The sequence below is a fragment of the Moraxella catarrhalis genome (genome assembly GCF_001656295.1).
GTDB classification, from domain to species: domain Bacteria; phylum Pseudomonadota; class Gammaproteobacteria; order Pseudomonadales; family Moraxellaceae; genus Moraxella; species Moraxella veridica.
In genome coordinates this window covers 26483-41493 of record NZ_LXHE01000013.1, presented here as the reverse complement: position 1 = coordinate 41493, position 15011 = coordinate 26483, and the positions used below count along the sequence as shown (strand labels likewise).

Annotated in this window: 14 protein-coding genes and 2 tRNA genes; 8 read left to right on the top strand and 8 right to left on the bottom strand. The window is 47.5% G+C overall.

What is annotated here, in order from left to right:
- Genes AO382_RS05645 through rsmH form a run of 4 tightly spaced genes read right to left on the bottom strand, consistent with a single transcriptional unit; the run spans position 1 to position 4943 of the window.
- A complete protein-coding gene (locus AO382_RS05645; protein ID WP_064618887.1) occupies positions 1–1563 on the bottom strand; it encodes a UDP-N-acetylmuramoyl-L-alanyl-D-glutamate--2,6-diaminopimelate ligase in 1563 nt (520 codons plus the stop codon).
- Positions 1564–1598: 35 nt separating this feature from the next.
- A complete protein-coding gene (locus AO382_RS05640) occupies positions 1599–3557 on the bottom strand; it encodes a peptidoglycan D,D-transpeptidase FtsI family protein (RefSeq protein ID WP_064618885.1) in 1959 nt (652 codons plus the stop codon).
- 3 nt (positions 3558–3560) lie between these two features.
- Complete coding sequence (locus AO382_RS05635; RefSeq protein ID WP_049237203.1) at positions 3561–3911, bottom strand: cell division protein FtsL; 351 nt, start codon at positions 3909–3911, stop codon at positions 3561–3563.
- A gap of 30 nt (positions 3912–3941) precedes the next feature.
- Positions 3942–4943: a 16S rRNA (cytosine(1402)-N(4))-methyltransferase RsmH gene (gene rsmH / locus AO382_RS05630; RefSeq protein WP_064618882.1), complete on the bottom strand. Its 1002-nt coding sequence runs from the start codon at positions 4941–4943 to the stop codon at positions 3942–3944.
- A gap of 300 nt (positions 4944–5243) precedes the next feature.
- Here rsmH and gltX point away from each other — a divergent pair, with 300 nt between their 5' ends.
- The 4 genes from gltX to AO382_RS05610 all read left to right on the top strand — a co-directional run bounded on the left by gltX (position 5244) and on the right by AO382_RS05610 (position 7914).
- Complete coding sequence (gltX, locus tag AO382_RS05625) at positions 5244–6740, top strand: glutamate--tRNA ligase (protein WP_064618880.1); 1497 nt, start codon at positions 5244–5246, stop codon at positions 6738–6740.
- Between the two features lie 135 nt (positions 6741–6875).
- Positions 6876–6951 (top strand) — tRNA-Ala (locus AO382_RS05620).
- A 97-nt stretch (positions 6952–7048) separates the two neighbouring features.
- A tRNA-Glu gene (locus AO382_RS05615) sits at positions 7049–7124 on the top strand.
- A 109-nt stretch (positions 7125–7233) separates the two neighbouring features.
- On the top strand, positions 7234–7914 hold the full coding sequence (locus AO382_RS05610; RefSeq protein ID WP_064618878.1) for a metal-dependent hydrolase: 681 nt from the start codon (positions 7234–7236) through the stop codon (positions 7912–7914).
- A gap of 39 nt (positions 7915–7953) precedes the next feature.
- Here AO382_RS05610 and AO382_RS05605 read toward each other — a convergent pair whose 3' ends face one another.
- From AO382_RS05605 to AO382_RS05590, 4 genes are all read right to left on the bottom strand, one after another.
- Entirely contained in the window at positions 7954–8844 is an 891-nt protein-coding gene (locus AO382_RS05605; protein WP_064618875.1) for a DUF3025 domain-containing protein, read from the bottom strand.
- Entirely contained in the window at positions 8841–9725 is an 885-nt protein-coding gene (locus AO382_RS05600) for a class II glutamine amidotransferase (protein WP_064618872.1), read from the bottom strand. Before AO382_RS05600 ends, AO382_RS05605 begins: the two co-directional genes overlap by 4 nt.
- A 143-nt stretch (positions 9726–9868) precedes the next feature.
- Positions 9869–10666 (bottom strand): AEC family transporter, encoded by a 798-nt coding sequence (locus AO382_RS05595; RefSeq protein ID WP_081261374.1) that lies wholly within the window; start codon positions 10664–10666, stop codon positions 9869–9871.
- Positions 10667–10712: 46 nt separating this feature from the next.
- Positions 10713–11714: a homoserine kinase gene (locus AO382_RS05590; RefSeq protein WP_064618869.1), complete on the bottom strand. Its 1002-nt coding sequence runs from the start codon at positions 11712–11714 to the stop codon at positions 10713–10715.
- A 200-nt stretch (positions 11715–11914) separates the two neighbouring features.
- On the opposite strand from AO382_RS05590, the gene hisF reads away from it, so the two are divergent.
- The 4 genes from hisF to thiL all read left to right on the top strand — a co-directional run bounded on the left by hisF (position 11915) and on the right by thiL (position 14971).
- Positions 11915–12688 (top strand): imidazole glycerol phosphate synthase subunit HisF, encoded by a 774-nt coding sequence (gene hisF, locus AO382_RS05585; protein WP_064618866.1) that lies wholly within the window; start codon positions 11915–11917, stop codon positions 12686–12688.
- A gap of 113 nt (positions 12689–12801) precedes the next feature.
- Positions 12802–13296: a 6,7-dimethyl-8-ribityllumazine synthase gene (ribE, locus tag AO382_RS05580; protein WP_049235667.1), complete on the top strand. Its 495-nt coding sequence runs from the start codon at positions 12802–12804 to the stop codon at positions 13294–13296.
- A 187-nt stretch (positions 13297–13483) separates the two neighbouring features.
- On the top strand, positions 13484–14026 hold the full coding sequence (nusB, locus tag AO382_RS05575) for a transcription antitermination factor NusB (protein ID WP_064611065.1): 543 nt from the start codon (positions 13484–13486) through the stop codon (positions 14024–14026).
- A 6-nt stretch (positions 14027–14032) separates the two neighbouring features.
- Positions 14033–14971: a thiamine-phosphate kinase gene (thiL, locus tag AO382_RS05570; protein ID WP_064618863.1), complete on the top strand. Its 939-nt coding sequence runs from the start codon at positions 14033–14035 to the stop codon at positions 14969–14971.
- Positions 14972–15011: the final 40 nt, after the last annotated feature.

Genomic DNA, 15011 nt, shown 5'->3' with positions numbered 1-15011 from the left:
TTATTTTTGATATTTTTGTAAAAACTCGCCCAATACTGCCAAATCATCAAAATCATAACGCACGCCTTGGATTTCTTGATAAGTTTCATGCCCCTTACCTGCAATCACAACGATATCAGTTTTGCCTGCGGTTTTAACCGCCAATTCGATGGCATTTTTTCGATCAGGCTCGATGATGATTTTATAATGATCCTCACAAGACAGCCCTTTTTGCATATCTGCTAAGATGGCAGATGGCGATTCAGAACGCGGATTATCAGCAGTCAAAATCACTTGATCTGCATACGCCAAACCTGCCTGGGTCATCTGCGGACGCTTGCCTCGATCGCGATCACCGCCGCACCCAAAGACTGCAATCAGCCGGCCTGTACAGTGGCGACGCAGGCTTGATAAGACCTGCTTGAGTGCGTCGGGCGTGTGTGCATAATCAACAATAAAAGCACCCGTCTGAGATGACGCGCGCTGCATACGCCCTCTTGCGCCTTGTAATTGAGTAATCAAATTTGGCAAATCTGCTGTCCTTGCAGGGTTTAAAGCCGTAAATGCTGCCATACTGGCAAGCAAATTATCCACATTAAATAGCCCAAGCAAAGGACTTATAGCCGTCATCTCACCTTGGGGTGTTTGTACCTCAATCTCAACACAATCAAGGCTTGGGCGTACTGCTTTGGCATAAAAATCAGCGTTTGGCTTTTGTTGGCTATATCCAATCATCTGAAAATCTGCAGCCTCATAATCAAATAAAGTAGACTCATCGTCTAAATTCACCACACCAAATCTTAGTGTTGGGAACAATGATTGATCAAAAAGCTTGGCTTTAGCATCACGATAAGACGTCATATCAGCATGATAATCCAAATGATCTCGGGATAAATTGGTATAAACAGCACCGATAATTGGTATGCCTTGTAAGCGATACTGATCAAGCCCATGTGAGCTTGCCTCAAGTGCAATCATTTGTACGCCTTCTTGTGCCATTTGATGGATAAATGTATGTGTCAATAGCACATCGCCTGTGGTGTTGGCGGACTGCATCAGTTGACCCAGTCGCCCATTACCTGCCGTCCCCATCACAGCAGAGCTGATGCCAGACGCTTGACAAAGCTGTGCGATCAGCTGACTGACCGTGGTTTTGCCATTGGTGCCTGTTACCGCAATAATCTTGGGCAATGCCACGGCATGATGTAGCTGAAGGTGAGCAGCAATCAAATCACCCAAATAGGTGCGAATATTTGGCACACTAATGATAGGAATTTGTATGTCATCTAAATCCAGCCCCGCCAAATCAAACTCACTGATGACAAATGCCGCACTGTCTTTGACCGACATAAGATAACGATTGGCATTATTTAGGTTTGTTTGAGCATCTTGACTGCTACTTTTTAAAAGTACAAAACCATCATCTACGCCAATCTTACGACTATCCAAGCAAAATTGGTCAAATTGACACTCCAAAATGGGCGCAAATAACGACTCAAGTGCCGTCAAACCCAGTTCCGCCGTCACGGTATGGGGAGTAGCAACCGCTTTTTGGATCACTTCACGAAAACTTATTGGCGTCATCACATATCCTCAATCAGCTAAATGGGTCGGTCAATTCAGGGCGCCGAAACCCGTAACGGCTTATCATAAGGCACATTATATAAGCGTAGCGCCTCTTTCATCACTTGGTGGAATACCGGTGCTGATACTTGTCCTGCATACGATTGGCGGCGCGGATCTTCAACCAAGATCGCCACCGCAAAGCGCGGATCTGACGCAGGTGCCAAGCCCACAAAGATCGCACGATGCTGATCGGTATAATAACCACCTTGTGGGTTGGTACGCCGACTGGTACCTGTTTTACCAGCCACACGATAGCCATTAATGGCGGCGGCTTGACCTGTGCCACCTGGTCCTGTCACAAGCTCCATCATACGCACAATGGCTTCGGCATGACCTGCACTAATAACCTGAGTGGGTTTGGGTATTGTTTGATCTTTGACAAGTTTTAACGGCTGCATCAGCCCCTGATTGCCAAGTGCTGCATAAGCTTGGGTCAACTGTGCTAATGTGACTTGCTGACCATAGCCATAACTTAGTGTTGCACGGCGTGACAGCTCACGCTCTTTTGGAATGCTAACTCGTCCCGATGCCTCAGCAGGGAAATCCAGTGCCGTCTTACTACCAAAGCCAAATTTAAGCTGTGTATTAGCGATGGCGTCAGTCGGTAGATTTAACGCAATTTTTGTTGAGGCAACATTACTGGATTTTTGGATCAGCTTATCTAGCGTGATGACGCCATAATTACCGCCGTCGCGGATCGTATATCCGCCCACCGACACGCTGCCTGGACTGGTATCGATGACAGAATTGGTGGTGTATTTGCCCGATTCAAGCGCGGCTGCCACTGTGAACGGCTTCATCACCGAGCCTGGCTCAAACACATCAAACACAGGACGGTTTCTTTCGTTAGCGCCATCGCGTTCGGACAAATTATTAGAATTAAACGATGGCCATGATCCCATCGCCAGCACTTCGCCCGTCTTGACATCCACCACCATGCCTGAGCTTGAACGCGCCGACTGCAAGCGCCCAACCTGCTCAAGCTCTTTATAAAGCACATATTGTAAGCGCGAGTCAATCGTTAGGCGAATGTTTTCGCCTTCGATGAGCGGTTCGATTTGCTCAATCTCTTGAATTGGCTGCCTGCCAGTACCGCGCAAAATCCGCACCACGCCATCTTTACCTGCCAAGCGCTCGTTATATTTGGCCTCGATGCCTGCGCGCCCAATATAGCCGCCTTGAGCTTTGTCACTTGACTGAGCCATATAGCCCAAAAGCTGTGCGTTCGGCTCGGCTTGTAAATAATAGCGCTGAAAATACTGCTCACGACCAATGGCGAACAGTCCCAAATCCGTGACAGACTTGGCGACTTCGGGTGAGACACGGTTTAATAGCACTAAGCGGCGTGAGCTTGCGCCTTTTGGCAAAGCGTCTTTGACTTTTTGGCTGTTAGACGTATCAAGTGTATGATCGATGCCGACGGCTGCTTCGAGTTTTTCAAGCGGGTAATTTGCCGCTGCTGCCAGTCTGACCAAGTCCATTTCTTTGAGCTTTTCAAGCGCTTTTTGTTTGACGGCGTCGCTTTTGGTGGTTTTGATTTCTTTGTCTAAGCGATAGTATTCCTCAGCATAGGCATAAGGATCAAAAAAGACCGTATACAGTGGGGCGTTGGCAGCCAAAGGCGCGCCCTCGCGATCTGTGATCACGCCGCGATAAGCAGGCTCGGTGCGTTTGCCTGTGATCAGCTCATCGCCTTTATCAATAAAAAACTGCGGATTGATGATCTGCAAATAAAATGCGCGCGCAAAAATCGCCACAAAGATGCACAGCATCAGCCCCCCAATGATCAAATATCGCCAAGCATCCTGCTTGCCACCAGCCAAATTAGCGCCAGATTTTTTGATGCGTTTTTTGGTCAAAATCCCAAAAGTCTTGGCAGAAGTCTTTGGACGGCGTAAAGGAGCTGTCACCGTCGCTGAGCCAGTTTTTGGATTTTTTCTTTGTTTGGTCATGCTTTACTCGCTATCTTGGCTTGGCTCAGGGTCAGGCTTAGTGCCTGGTGTGATGACGCGGCGGCTTTCATTGGTCGGAAAAAACATCCCAAGCTCACTGACGGCGCGCTGAGCGACTTGCGGCGTGGCACTGAAGGTCTGCTGCTCAATCATCAACCTTTGCTCTTCAATTTTTAGCTCATTTAATTCACGACTGCGTTTTTGTAATTCAATGTAGGTTTCATGTCGCTCTTGGGTTTGGGTGACGATACCCAAAGCGGTTGCAAAAATCATCACAACCAAAACCGCCAACACCAAACGCAAAACCCAAGTCATGCTTGAGTTGAGTGTTGTTATCAAAGGAGTGTTGCTCATGAAAATCGCCGCCTGTCAAAATAAAATGTATCAATCTTCGTCTTGTACTTTGTCTTGTGCCAAAGCGACATCACTACGCTCAGCGCCGCGCAGCCAAGCGCTGCGAGCTCTTGGGTTGGCTTTGACCTCCTGATCGCTGGGTCCGACGCGCTTTGGCTTACCAAAATATTTTGGACGCTTAGGGATGATCGGCAAATGTGCGTCTTCTTCATACTGCCCACGGCTGTGGCGCTGCAAAAACTGCTTAATCAAACGATCTTCAAGCGAATGAAAGCTGATCACCGCAAGCATGCCACCTGCTTTTAGAGCCCCGATGCTTTGCGCCAAAAACGCTTCCACATCCCCAAGCTCATTATTAATAAAAATGCGCATCGCTTGAAAACTTTGGGTAGCAGGATGTTTGCCTTTTTGCCATGCAGGGTGCGCCTGTTTGATGACTTCTGCCAATTGTAGCGTGGACGTATAACTTTCCATCGCTTTGATCGCCCGAGCGATTTTTCGTGAATGTCGCTCCTCGCCATACTGATATAACACATCAGCCAGCTCATCTGCCGAGACGCGCTGCAGCCACTCAGATACCGGCTCACCTCGCGTGGTATCCATGCGCATATCCACCGCGCCATCTCGCATAAAACTAAATCCGCGCGCGCCATCGTCCAGCTGCGGGCTTGAGACGCCCAAATCCGCCATCAGACCATCGACCTGATCGATACCGAGCGCCTGTAGATTGTTTGTTAAATTAGCAAAGCTGTCATGCACGACTTTGATGCGCGCATCTTGAGCCGCCAAAGCTTCAGCGGCAGCGATCGCCTGCGGGTCTTTATCAAAGACCACCAAGGTAGCTTCAGGCGCCAAATATTCAAGTAAAAGCCGACTGTGCCCACCGCGCCCAAACGTTGCGTCCACATACACGCCTGAAACTTTTGCAGTCAAATCCTCCAACCGTTTGACGCCAAGCACCATCGCAACCGTTTCATGTAACAAAACCGTCGTATGGCTAAATTCAGCAGAAGTGGAAGGGGTGTTTGACATGGCGCTCACTGTGGTTATTTAGCAAAAATGATAACTGCATTAGAATATTTGCTCATGATATCTGGTCACCGAACAAAATATCATCAGATGGGAACATAACCTTACTATTTTAGCAGTAAATCAAAGGCTTTTGGGAAGTTTGTCAAGGTTTTTTGTGTGCTTTTGTTGCATATCTCACCGTTTTGACGATATTTTTGACAATTCCATGAAGCTTGACATCATCGTCTACCAAAAATTGTGGCAATTTGTTATCATAGCATAAACCAATTATCACCCCCATTGACACCTTTAGAGAAAATTATGACACGATCTGTACGCACCCGAATCGCACCAAGCCCAACTGGCTTTCCTCATGTGGGCACCGCTTATATCGCCTTATTTAATTTAGCCTTCGCCAAATCCATGGGCGGAGAGTTTATCCTACGCATTGAAGATACCGACCAAGCTCGCTCCACCGAACAATCTGAAAAAATGATTTTGGATGCACTAAAGTGGGTTGGGCTATCTTGGGCAGAAGGTCCAGATGTGGGCGGTCCACACGCGCCCTATCGTCAGTCTGAGCGCTCCGATATTTATAAAAAATATGCCGAAAAGCTTCTAGATGATGGTCATGCGTTTCGCTGCTTTTGTACACCCGAAGAGCTTGACGCCATGCGAGAAGCACAGATGGCAGCAGGCTTGCCGGTCAGATATGACGGACGCTATGCCAATTTATCCCGAGAAGAATCAGATGCGTTGGTCGCCCAAGGCAAACCGTATGTGATTCGTATGCGCGTCCCTTCTGAAGGTGTGTGCGTTATCCATGATATGCTGCGCGGTGAAGTCATCATCCCTTGGGAGCAGGTGGACATGCAAGTACTCCTAAAAACAGATGGCTTGCCAACTTATCACCTTGCCAATGTGGTTGATGATCATTTGATGGAGATCACTCATGTGCTGCGCGGTGAAGAGTGGTTGCCTTCGGCGCCCAAGCATCAGCTGTTATATGAGTATTTTGGCTGGCAAATGCCAGAGCTTTGCCATATGCCGCTACTGAGAAACCCTGATAAATCTAAGCTGTCCAAGCGCAAAAACCCAACTTCAATCACCTACTACCGCGATGCTGGTGTACTGCCAGAAGCATTGATGAATTATCTGGGTCGCATGGGCTACAGCTTGCCAAATGAGCAAGAAAAATTCACTCTAGATGAGATGATTGAAAGCTTTGACATTCAGCGCGTATCGCTAGGTGGGCCGGTATTTGATATCGAAAAGTTGTATTGGCTAAACGGCGAATACCTGCGCGCTATGAGCGTTGATGATCTCAAGGCGAAGATTTTGACTTGGGCAAGCGATGATGACAAGCTCACCGCCATCGCTCGCGCCATTCAGCCGCGCATTAATCTGCTATCCGATGCGGTCAATTGGGCAGGTTTTTATTTCCAAAATCTGCCTGCCATCACAGCCGAAGATTTTGTGCATAAAAGCCTAGATCATGAGCAGCTATTGGAAATTCTATACTTGGCAACTTGGCAACTAGAAAGCCTGCCCGTTTGGAGCGAAGAGAACATTTACCAAACCCTAAAAGGCTTGGCGGCGCATTTTGACATCAAATTAAAAGACTTTATGCAGCCGTTCTTTGTGGCGATCGCAGGCTCAACTTCAAGCACGCCCGTCATGAATTCCATGTACATCATCGGCGCAGATATGACTTTGGCGCGTCTGCGTCATGCGTGTGAGGTGCTCGGCGGACTTGGCAAGAAAAAGCTCAAAAAATTAGAAGAGAAAAATCAATCTTTGCCAGATTTTTTAGCCTAAACGCTTAAGCCTGTGCCGTAGCAATGATTTGACCGATTTTATGCCGCAGCACAGGCGGCGATATTTTTTGAAAATTTTTCAAAAAAAATGCTTGACGGCTAAAATTTATTCTGTATAATACGCTGTCATTAGCACGGGGCTATAGCTCAGTTGGTAGAGCACTTGCATGGCATGCAAGGGGTCAGCGGTTCGACTCCGCTTAGCTCCACCAAATTTCTGACGTCAAGAACATCAGAAAGTGTTAATACAAGAATGTAAGCACCTAGGCATTTTCTTACATTCTATTTTGCAAAAGCAAAACCCTTTGCGTCCCATTCGTCTAGAGGCCTAGGACACCGCCCTTTCACGGCGGTAACAGGGGTTCGAATCCCCTATGGGATGCCAATCTTTTTCTTGAAAAAGAAGCAAATAGCCAGTCTGATCGCATGACTGGCTTTTTTGTTGATCTATTTTTGCTTTATAATTTTGCTTAAAGCACTGTTTATATTAAACTATGGCAAATTTTCACACACATCTCACCGCTGGGGTTGTTGGCAGCGCCATCATCGCAGCGGCTGGTTTTTATTTTGAGCTATATGGCTTGACGACCGCCGTGCTTTGTCTGGCTGTTGGGACATTGGGTAGCCTGCTGCCTGACATTGATCTTGATCACTCAAAGCCTGCCTCTCAAGGCTTTTTGATCGCCTCATTGGTCATCTCAACGTTGATCACCATTTTATATGCCAATCGCTATCACGCCGACAAGCTTTTGATTGATTCTTTGATTTTGTGGGCAGGTGCATTTTTGCTGTTGCGTCTTGGGCTGTTTGAGACGTTTAGCCGCTTGACGGTGCATCGTGGCATGGTGCATTCGGTGCCTTATATGGCTATCTTTGCGCTCATGGTAGTTTGTGGGGCGTTTTATGGGCTCAAATTGACGGCATTTGTCAGCTGGCTGTTTGGCGCTGTGCTGTTCATTGGCGCGCTGATTCATTTGATCTTGGATGAAATTTATAGCGTCAATATTTACGGCTTAAAGCTCAAAAAATCCTCAGGCACCGCCTTTAAATTTTTTGAAATGAAAAAACCTGTGGGCTATGCGTGCTTGTATATGACCATCTTGGCGCTGATTTATCTGGCGCCGCCATCAACTGACTTTGTGCGAGTGCTGATGCGCGTGGGCAGCACTTGGTGATCGGTGCCCACATTGCCTAACTTATGAACCAGATGCTCGTCAGCGCTTAGAGTTTTTGCGCCCTGTACGAAAAACAAAGGCATCTTGATAAAAACCTGGATCGGCATTATCCCAAAAATGCGGCACACCTAAGATGGGTAAAGGGTGTAGCTGCCTTGGGGTCACACCTGCCACCAAAAAGTCATTGAGTTGTTCACAAAGCATCTCGTCAATATGATTTAACTGCTCAAGCTGCGATAGCCCAAAAAACGCCTGCGGCACATGTAAGATGAGCGTGTGAGCACATAAAGATTTATAAGGCGATATCAGCTGTTCAAGCAGCGCATGCCCAAAGATGAACACTTTGGCATGCGTATCTTTCGATGCCAGATGATCCCAATATTGGCGCGTCTTGACCAAGCAGTTTTGCCAATCAAATGCCGCCAAAGCACTGCCAATCTGCGCGCCGATGGCATCTTGGCTCACCACCACGATGGCACCATTTTCATCAAAAACGGTGATGGTATCACGCACACGGCTACGACCATTGCCACTGTTTTGATCGTCATCATAGGCGATGTGCTTGGCATTAAGTAGCGCCTTTGACTTGGCAAATACCGACCATACACACGCCCCAAACCAGTCATGCAGATTATCACGCGTGGGGATTTTGGTGGTCTGGTGGATATATGCTTCGTACGCCGTGCCGTGTGGCAGATCGTCTTGAGCGGTGAATTGAAGCGGCGTATTTGTGCCATGCAAATATGGCACAATGCCGTTTGAAGAAAAATACTCGTTGAGCCATGCCGACAGATGACCGCCTTGATAACTCTTGGCAAATGCTGTATGGATCTCACGATAAGGCGCAAGATGGGGCGCTGCTTGGTTGATTTGTTGAAAACTTTGCCAAAAACCCGAATCAGCTTGAGCAATGTCTTGGGCGTCTTTCACACACTGGCTCCCACACTGCGCGCGAGCGCCACACCTTCTTCAATGCTTAGATAAGTTTTTTTGCTTGGGGTGTCTTTGAAAACCACTTCACCATCTTGAAAAACCAGACACTCATCCACCGCCATCTGCTGCCATTTTTCATTATCAGTGAGAGGAATGGTCACTAAAATCGTCACTTTGTCCTTATCGGTGGTCACATCGCTAAAATTCACCGTCATCTCACCATCTGACAGCTTAGCTTCGCCAAATGGCGCTTTGCGTGTCAAATAAAATAGCAAGCTGCCTGCATACGCCAATTGCCAATTGCCATTAGAAATCAGGCAGTTAAACAGCCCATTTGCCGCCAAATATCGGCACTGCGCCGTCAAAAACGCAAACAACATCTCATCAGTTGGGCGGGTTTTAAAGGTTGCTTTTAGGCGGTTTAAGAGATAACAAAATGCAAGCTCGCTGTCTGTGGTGCCGACAGGCGCATAGTGCTCTGCATTGCCATTATTCATAAGCCTTTGGGTACGACGAATAAAGCCATCGCTCATCTGCCCATTATGGGCAAATGCCCACTGCTCGCCCCAAACTTCACGTACAAATGGATGAATATTGGCAAGCCCATGACCGCCTGTGGTTGCCTTGCGAATATGGGCAATCACATTCATCGCTTCAATGGGATAATGATTCACCAAATCCGCCACAGGCGATAAATGGCTTGGCTTATCATCATGAAACTGACGAAGTCCAATATCGCCTGACGCCGTCCGCTCAAAAAACGCAATCCCAAAGCCATCTTCGTGATGGTCGGTAAGTCCGCCGCGCTTTCTAAATCCTGCAAAGCTAAAGCCAATGTCAGTGGGCGTATTACAGTTCATTCCAAGCAGTTGACACATGAGAATCTCTTCATAAATCGATGATAAAATAAGTCGGCATTATAGCACAAGCCACAAAATCACAGGCAAGCTTAGCATCGCAAGCAGCGTCTGCATACTGATGATGTTGGCCATCAGCAAGTGATTACCGCCCAAAGCTTGGGTCAGTGAATACGCCGTCGGTGCGGTGGGTAGCGCAAAAAACAGCGTGATAATTTGCCGATCAATCCCATCAAGCCCCACCAAAGCCCATACGCAAGCAGTGGCACACCAATCAAGCGAATCAGGCTATTTGCCACAATGATGCTAAATTCGCCTGCATTTAATCTAAACTGAAGCGCCGCCCCAATGCACAAAAGCCCCAAAGGCAAGCTTGCCGATGCCAATTGACGCAAAAACTGCTCAATCCCCACCACCAAATTGAGCGGCGAGACATTAAAAGCCATCGCCAATATACAAGCGATAATCAATGGATTTTTGAGCAAATTCATCATCAGCACACGCACATCAAAGCCTTGTTTGAGCGTGAGCGAAATCACTGAGATGACATTAATCAGTGGAATAAACAGCGCAATGATGAGCGAAAATAGCACCATCCTAAGCTCATCAAATAGTGATGCCACCAGCGCCAAACCCACATAAGTATTAAAACGAATGGCGCTTTGAATATAGACGCCAATATGATCGCTGTGAATTTTAAACACCACATAAGCGATAAAAATAGCAGCACTCACCCCAAGCAGCACCGAGAGCACCACTGTAATCGCCAGCGAAAATTGAGCCAAATCCATCTGCGCAGTTGCAAGATTTAAAAATAGCAGCGTAGGAAAGAGCACATAATAATTCAGCTTATCTAACTGCTGCCAAGTTTTTAGACTCAAAAACTTGCGCGTATTCATCAGATAGCCTGTCGCAATGCACAAGCTAAGTGGTATCAGACTGTTAATAATGGGTGCAAACATCTTTTAGTTATCCATCACCACTGCCGCCATCCTTGCCTACTTATAATCAAGCCACCCTGCCCCAGTGATACGCCGCCAAGCGCTTCATCAGATCAGGATTTTTGACCATGATGTCATCGCCTGTGCGCCCTTGCTCTCGGTTATAGTGAATGACATTAAGGCGCAAAAGCCAAAAAATCGTCGCGCTATAAGCCAACATGACAGGCAAGGCATCTTTTTCTGCTGAGGTCAAAGCACGCACGCTTTGATAGCCTTCGATAAAGGCGGTCATTTTTTGGGTATCAAAATTCACGCTCTCGCCATCATTAGCAGTGCCCCATGTGGTACAAAAATCGTTGATCGTGATGGCAATGTCCATCAAATAATACTCGGTGGAGACTTCGGTAAAGTCCAAAAGCCCTGTCAATTTGGCGACATCCCCTGAAAAATCCCACAGCGTATTATCGGCAAATAAATCCAAATGGCATAAGCCTTTGGGCAACTCTTGGGGCAGATTTGCGTGCGCTTCCCAAATGTCATGCATGAGTTTGGCTTCATCGGTTGGCATAAATGCCGTCTCGCGCGCCTTGACACGCGCCCAGTCATACAGCGGCACGCCGTAGTCTTCGCTCGGCTGTAAGGTTGTCAAGGTGTCGTGCAAAGTGGCTAAAGCCTTGCCCATCTCATAACACATGGCGGCGTCTGTCAGCGTCGGATGGCTGCCTGACAGCTTTGGGACGATTAAGATGGCTTTATTTTCATAGCGCATCACGCAGTCTTCGCCGATGTGATTGCCCTTGGCGGTCATCTTGATGAGCGGGGCTGCGATGGGCAGTCTATCCTTGAGCGTGTGCATGATGGTCGCCATCTTGATGATATCATCAGGGACGCGCTCTTCGTACAGGGTGAACACATAGCTAAACTCATCGCCTTCATCACTGTCAGTTTGGATGAACCAATTTGAGTTTTTGATGCCTTGGACAATCGGAATGGCGCGGCGAAATTTGACCCCAAACAGACCACAAAAAGCAAAAAATTCATCATCGGATAAGTGAGTATAGACAGACATGAGCAATCCTAACGCAAAATAAAAACTGTATTGTAATGGATTTTAAGGCAATTGCGATAAAATTTTTCTCATTTTATTAAAGAATGATGACGGCATTTTTCGATCTTTGACAAGCTTGGTGCGCCCAAATCATGCACAAAACTTTGGTAAAACTTGCTATAATGCTTGGCATCTTGCTTAGCTTACAGTAAAGGATACTCATGTTAGCCAAACGCCTCATCCCCTGCCTAGATGTCGAAAATGGTCGCGTCGTCAAAGGCGTGAATTTTGTGGACATCAAAGACGCAGGCGACCCTGTTGAAGTCTCTAAGCGCTACAATGACCAAGGCGCCGATGAGATTACTTTTTTGGACATCACAGCGACCTCAGATGGCAGAGATACCACCTATGATATGGTCGAAAAAATCGCTCGCTCAATTTTTATTCCACTGACGGTCGGCGGTGGGGTGCGTAAGATCGAAGACATCCGCAATCTACTCAATGCAGGCGCCGATAAGGTTGGTATCAACTCTGCCGCCATCACCAATCCTGACTTGGTCAATGATGCCGCCGCACGGTTTGGCAGTCAGTGCATCGTGGTGTCGATTGACGCCAAACGCGTTACCAAAGCTGATGGCAGTATTGGTTTTGAGATTTTTACGCACGGCGGACGCAAAGCCACAGGCATCGACGCCATCGAGTGGGCGGTGCAGATGACCGAGCGCGGTGCAGGCGAGCTGTTGGTGACGAGCATGGACGGCGATGGGACGCGCCAAGGCTATGATTTGTTATTGACACGCACCATCAGTGATTTGGTCAATATCCCTGTCATCGCCTCAGGTGGCGTGGGTAATTTACAGCACTTAGCCGACGGTGTCCTAAAAGGCAAAGCCGATGCGGTGCTCGCAGCGAGCATTTTTCACTTTGGTGATTATGCCATTCAAGAAGCCAAAGCATATATGGCAGCCCAAGGCATTCCTATCCGCCCAATTTAAGCCGACCGTATAGTGATCACGAAGTATTTTATAAACTGGGCAAATTTTTGGGTAAATTGTGGTAAAATAGGCGGAATAACAAGCAAAATACACCGTTTATTTAAGGGCATCTTATGACAACTTATACCGCACAAAAAGCCGCCATCACCCATATCGAAGGCGCATTAGACAGTAATAAAAAAGTACGTATCGGCATCGCTGTCGGTCGCTTTAATGGCTTTTTGGTTGAAAGCTTGGTTGAAGGCGCACTAGACGCCTTGGTGCGCCACGGCGTCGCCGGCGAGAACATTGATGTGGTGCGTGTGCCTGGCGCCTTTGAGCTACCATTGGTCGCCAAGCGTTTGGCGCTGTCTGAAAAATATGACGCCATCGTGGTGCTCGGTGCCATCATCCGCGGTGCGACGCCCCATTTTGACATCGTCGCCAGTGAGTCTGCTAAGGGCTTAAGTCATGTGGCGCTACATCACAATATCCCTGTGATTAATGGCATCTTGACCACCGAAAACATCGAGCAAACCATTGAGCGCGCCGGTACAAAAGCAGGTAATAAAGGCTATGAAGCAGCGATGACTGCGCTTGAGATGGTCTCCGTGCTAAAAGCACTATGATCATCAAACGCCATGACTGATTGAGCGTTTATGGCATTCACTATTTAGCTGACCACTGAAGCACACTTATGCGGTGTGCTTTTGGATTTTTCCAATACTATTTAACAATCAATTCATCTTGGACTTTGGCAAGTTTTATTTTATGATATGACTATCTTTGCCAAAGTACTCTAAAGCTAGGAACATTATGACCGATCATGACATTCTTCTTGCCGAACAAGGCTACAAAACCTCTCACACTGCTGTACGTAAGGCACGCAGATTTGCCCTTCAAGGTCTGTATGAGTGGCTCACGACAGACTATCGCCTAAACAAAATCGATCGTGCGCTTGCCGGCGGTAATGAGCCGCACGCCATCGTGGCACGCACTCGCGCTGACAATGCCATGCACACGGTGCATTTGGGCTATTATCATGAAATGATGCGCCGCATTCCTGAGCTTGTGGATGAATTGATTGCTGATATCTCAAGCCATCTTGACCGTGATTTTGGATCGCTGGACACTGTCGAACAAGCAATCTTATTGATCGGCGCTTATGAGCTTAAACACAGCCTACACATTCCTTATAAAGTCGTCCTTGATGAAGCGATGCAGCTGAACACGCATTTTGGCGCAACCGATGCTCATAAGCTGATTAATGCGGTGTTGGATAAATACGCCAAACAAGCGCGCAGTTTAGAAGTCAATGCCAACAAGGGTAAAAGCTCAGCATTAGCAGACACCCAATAGCTCAAAATGTCTGAATTTTCCTTAATCTATCGTCATTTTGGCAGCGCCACACCGCCCCACGCCAATACCATCTTAGGCATTGGTGATGATTGTGCCATCAGCCAACCCCCCAAAGGTAATGAATTGGTCAGCTGTTTGGATACTTTGGTGGCAGGCAGGCATTTTCCGCACATGACCTCGCCCCACGCCATTGGCTATAAATCGGTAGCGGTCAATTTATCCGATCTTGCAGCAATGGGGGCAACGCCTTATGCGATTTTGATGGGCATCTCTTTGCCAGATCATCTTGCTAATGATGCATTTTGTCACGACTTTGCTCAAGGCATCAAAGCAGCATGTCAGCCATTTGGGGTAGAGCTGATTGGCGGTGACACCACTGGCAGTGATATTTTGACGTTGACGGTGACGGCGCTTGGATTTATCCCCCAAGGTCAGGCGATCAGAAGACAAGGGGCAAAATCCGGCGATCTCATCTGCGTTAGCGGTAAGATTGGCTTGGCAAGTTTTGCTTTGTCAGACATTTTAAAAGGTAATGATACGCCCTTACGATCAGCGCTTGACTATCCGACACCGCAAGTGCTTCTTGGGCAGGCGCTGCGTGGCTATGCCTCGGCGATGATAGATATCTCAGATGGGCTTGGGCAAGATCTTGGGCACATTCTGAGTGCCAGCGGCGTGGGTGCAAGGCTGGATTTGGATCAAATTCCCACTGATGCGCTCTTACATGAGTTGCCCAATCAGTCAAAATGGCAGCATATATTAAATGGCGGCGATGATTATCAGCTGTGCTTTACCCTATCGCCTGATCGTTTTATGGCATTTCAAGCAGATTTTCCTGACTTGGCGATTTATCCGATTGGTAAGATTATTGACGCTCAAGGTCTAACCTTGATGCATCATGATGAGCCGGTCGAAATCCCCATCAAAGGTTGGCAGCATTTTTAGATCAATTAGCAGTCAATCACTCATATCAACTCATTAAATA

Bases quoted from the DNA above. Each gene is read 5' to 3' on its own strand.
- AO382_RS05600 (WP_064618872.1), bottom strand. From the start codon at position 9,725: ATGTGTCAACTGCTTGGAATGAACTGTAATACGCCCACTGACATTGGC.
- thiL (WP_064618863.1), top strand. From the start codon at position 14,033: ATGTCTGAATTTTCCTTAATCTATCGTCATTTTGGCAGCGCCACACCG.
- nusB (WP_064611065.1), top strand. From the start codon at position 13,484: ATGACCGATCATGACATTCTTCTTGCCGAACAAGGCTACAAAACCTCT.
- AO382_RS05645 (WP_064618887.1), bottom strand. From the start codon at position 1,563: ATGACGCCAATAAGTTTTCGTGAAGTGATCCAAAAAGCGGTTGCTACT.
- AO382_RS05595 (WP_081261374.1), bottom strand. From the start codon at position 10,666: ATGTTTGCACCCATTATTAACAGTCTGATACCACTTAGCTTGTGCATT.
- rsmH (WP_064618882.1), bottom strand. From the start codon at position 4,943: ATGTCAAACACCCCTTCCACTTCTGCTGAATTTAGCCATACGACGGTT.
- gltX (WP_064618880.1), top strand. From the start codon at position 5,244: ATGACACGATCTGTACGCACCCGAATCGCACCAAGCCCAACTGGCTTT.
- AO382_RS05610 (WP_064618878.1), top strand. From the start codon at position 7,234: ATGGCAAATTTTCACACACATCTCACCGCTGGGGTTGTTGGCAGCGCC.
- AO382_RS05590 (WP_064618869.1), bottom strand. From the start codon at position 11,714: ATGTCTGTCTATACTCACTTATCCGATGATGAATTTTTTGCTTTTTGT.
- AO382_RS05640 (WP_064618885.1), bottom strand. From the start codon at position 3,557: ATGACCAAACAAAGAAAAAATCCAAAAACTGGCTCAGCGACGGTGACA.
- hisF (WP_064618866.1), top strand. From the start codon at position 11,915: ATGTTAGCCAAACGCCTCATCCCCTGCCTAGATGTCGAAAATGGTCGC.
- ribE (WP_049235667.1), top strand. From the start codon at position 12,802: ATGACAACTTATACCGCACAAAAAGCCGCCATCACCCATATCGAAGGC.
- AO382_RS05635 (WP_049237203.1), bottom strand. From the start codon at position 3,911: ATGAGCAACACTCCTTTGATAACAACACTCAACTCAAGCATGACTTGG.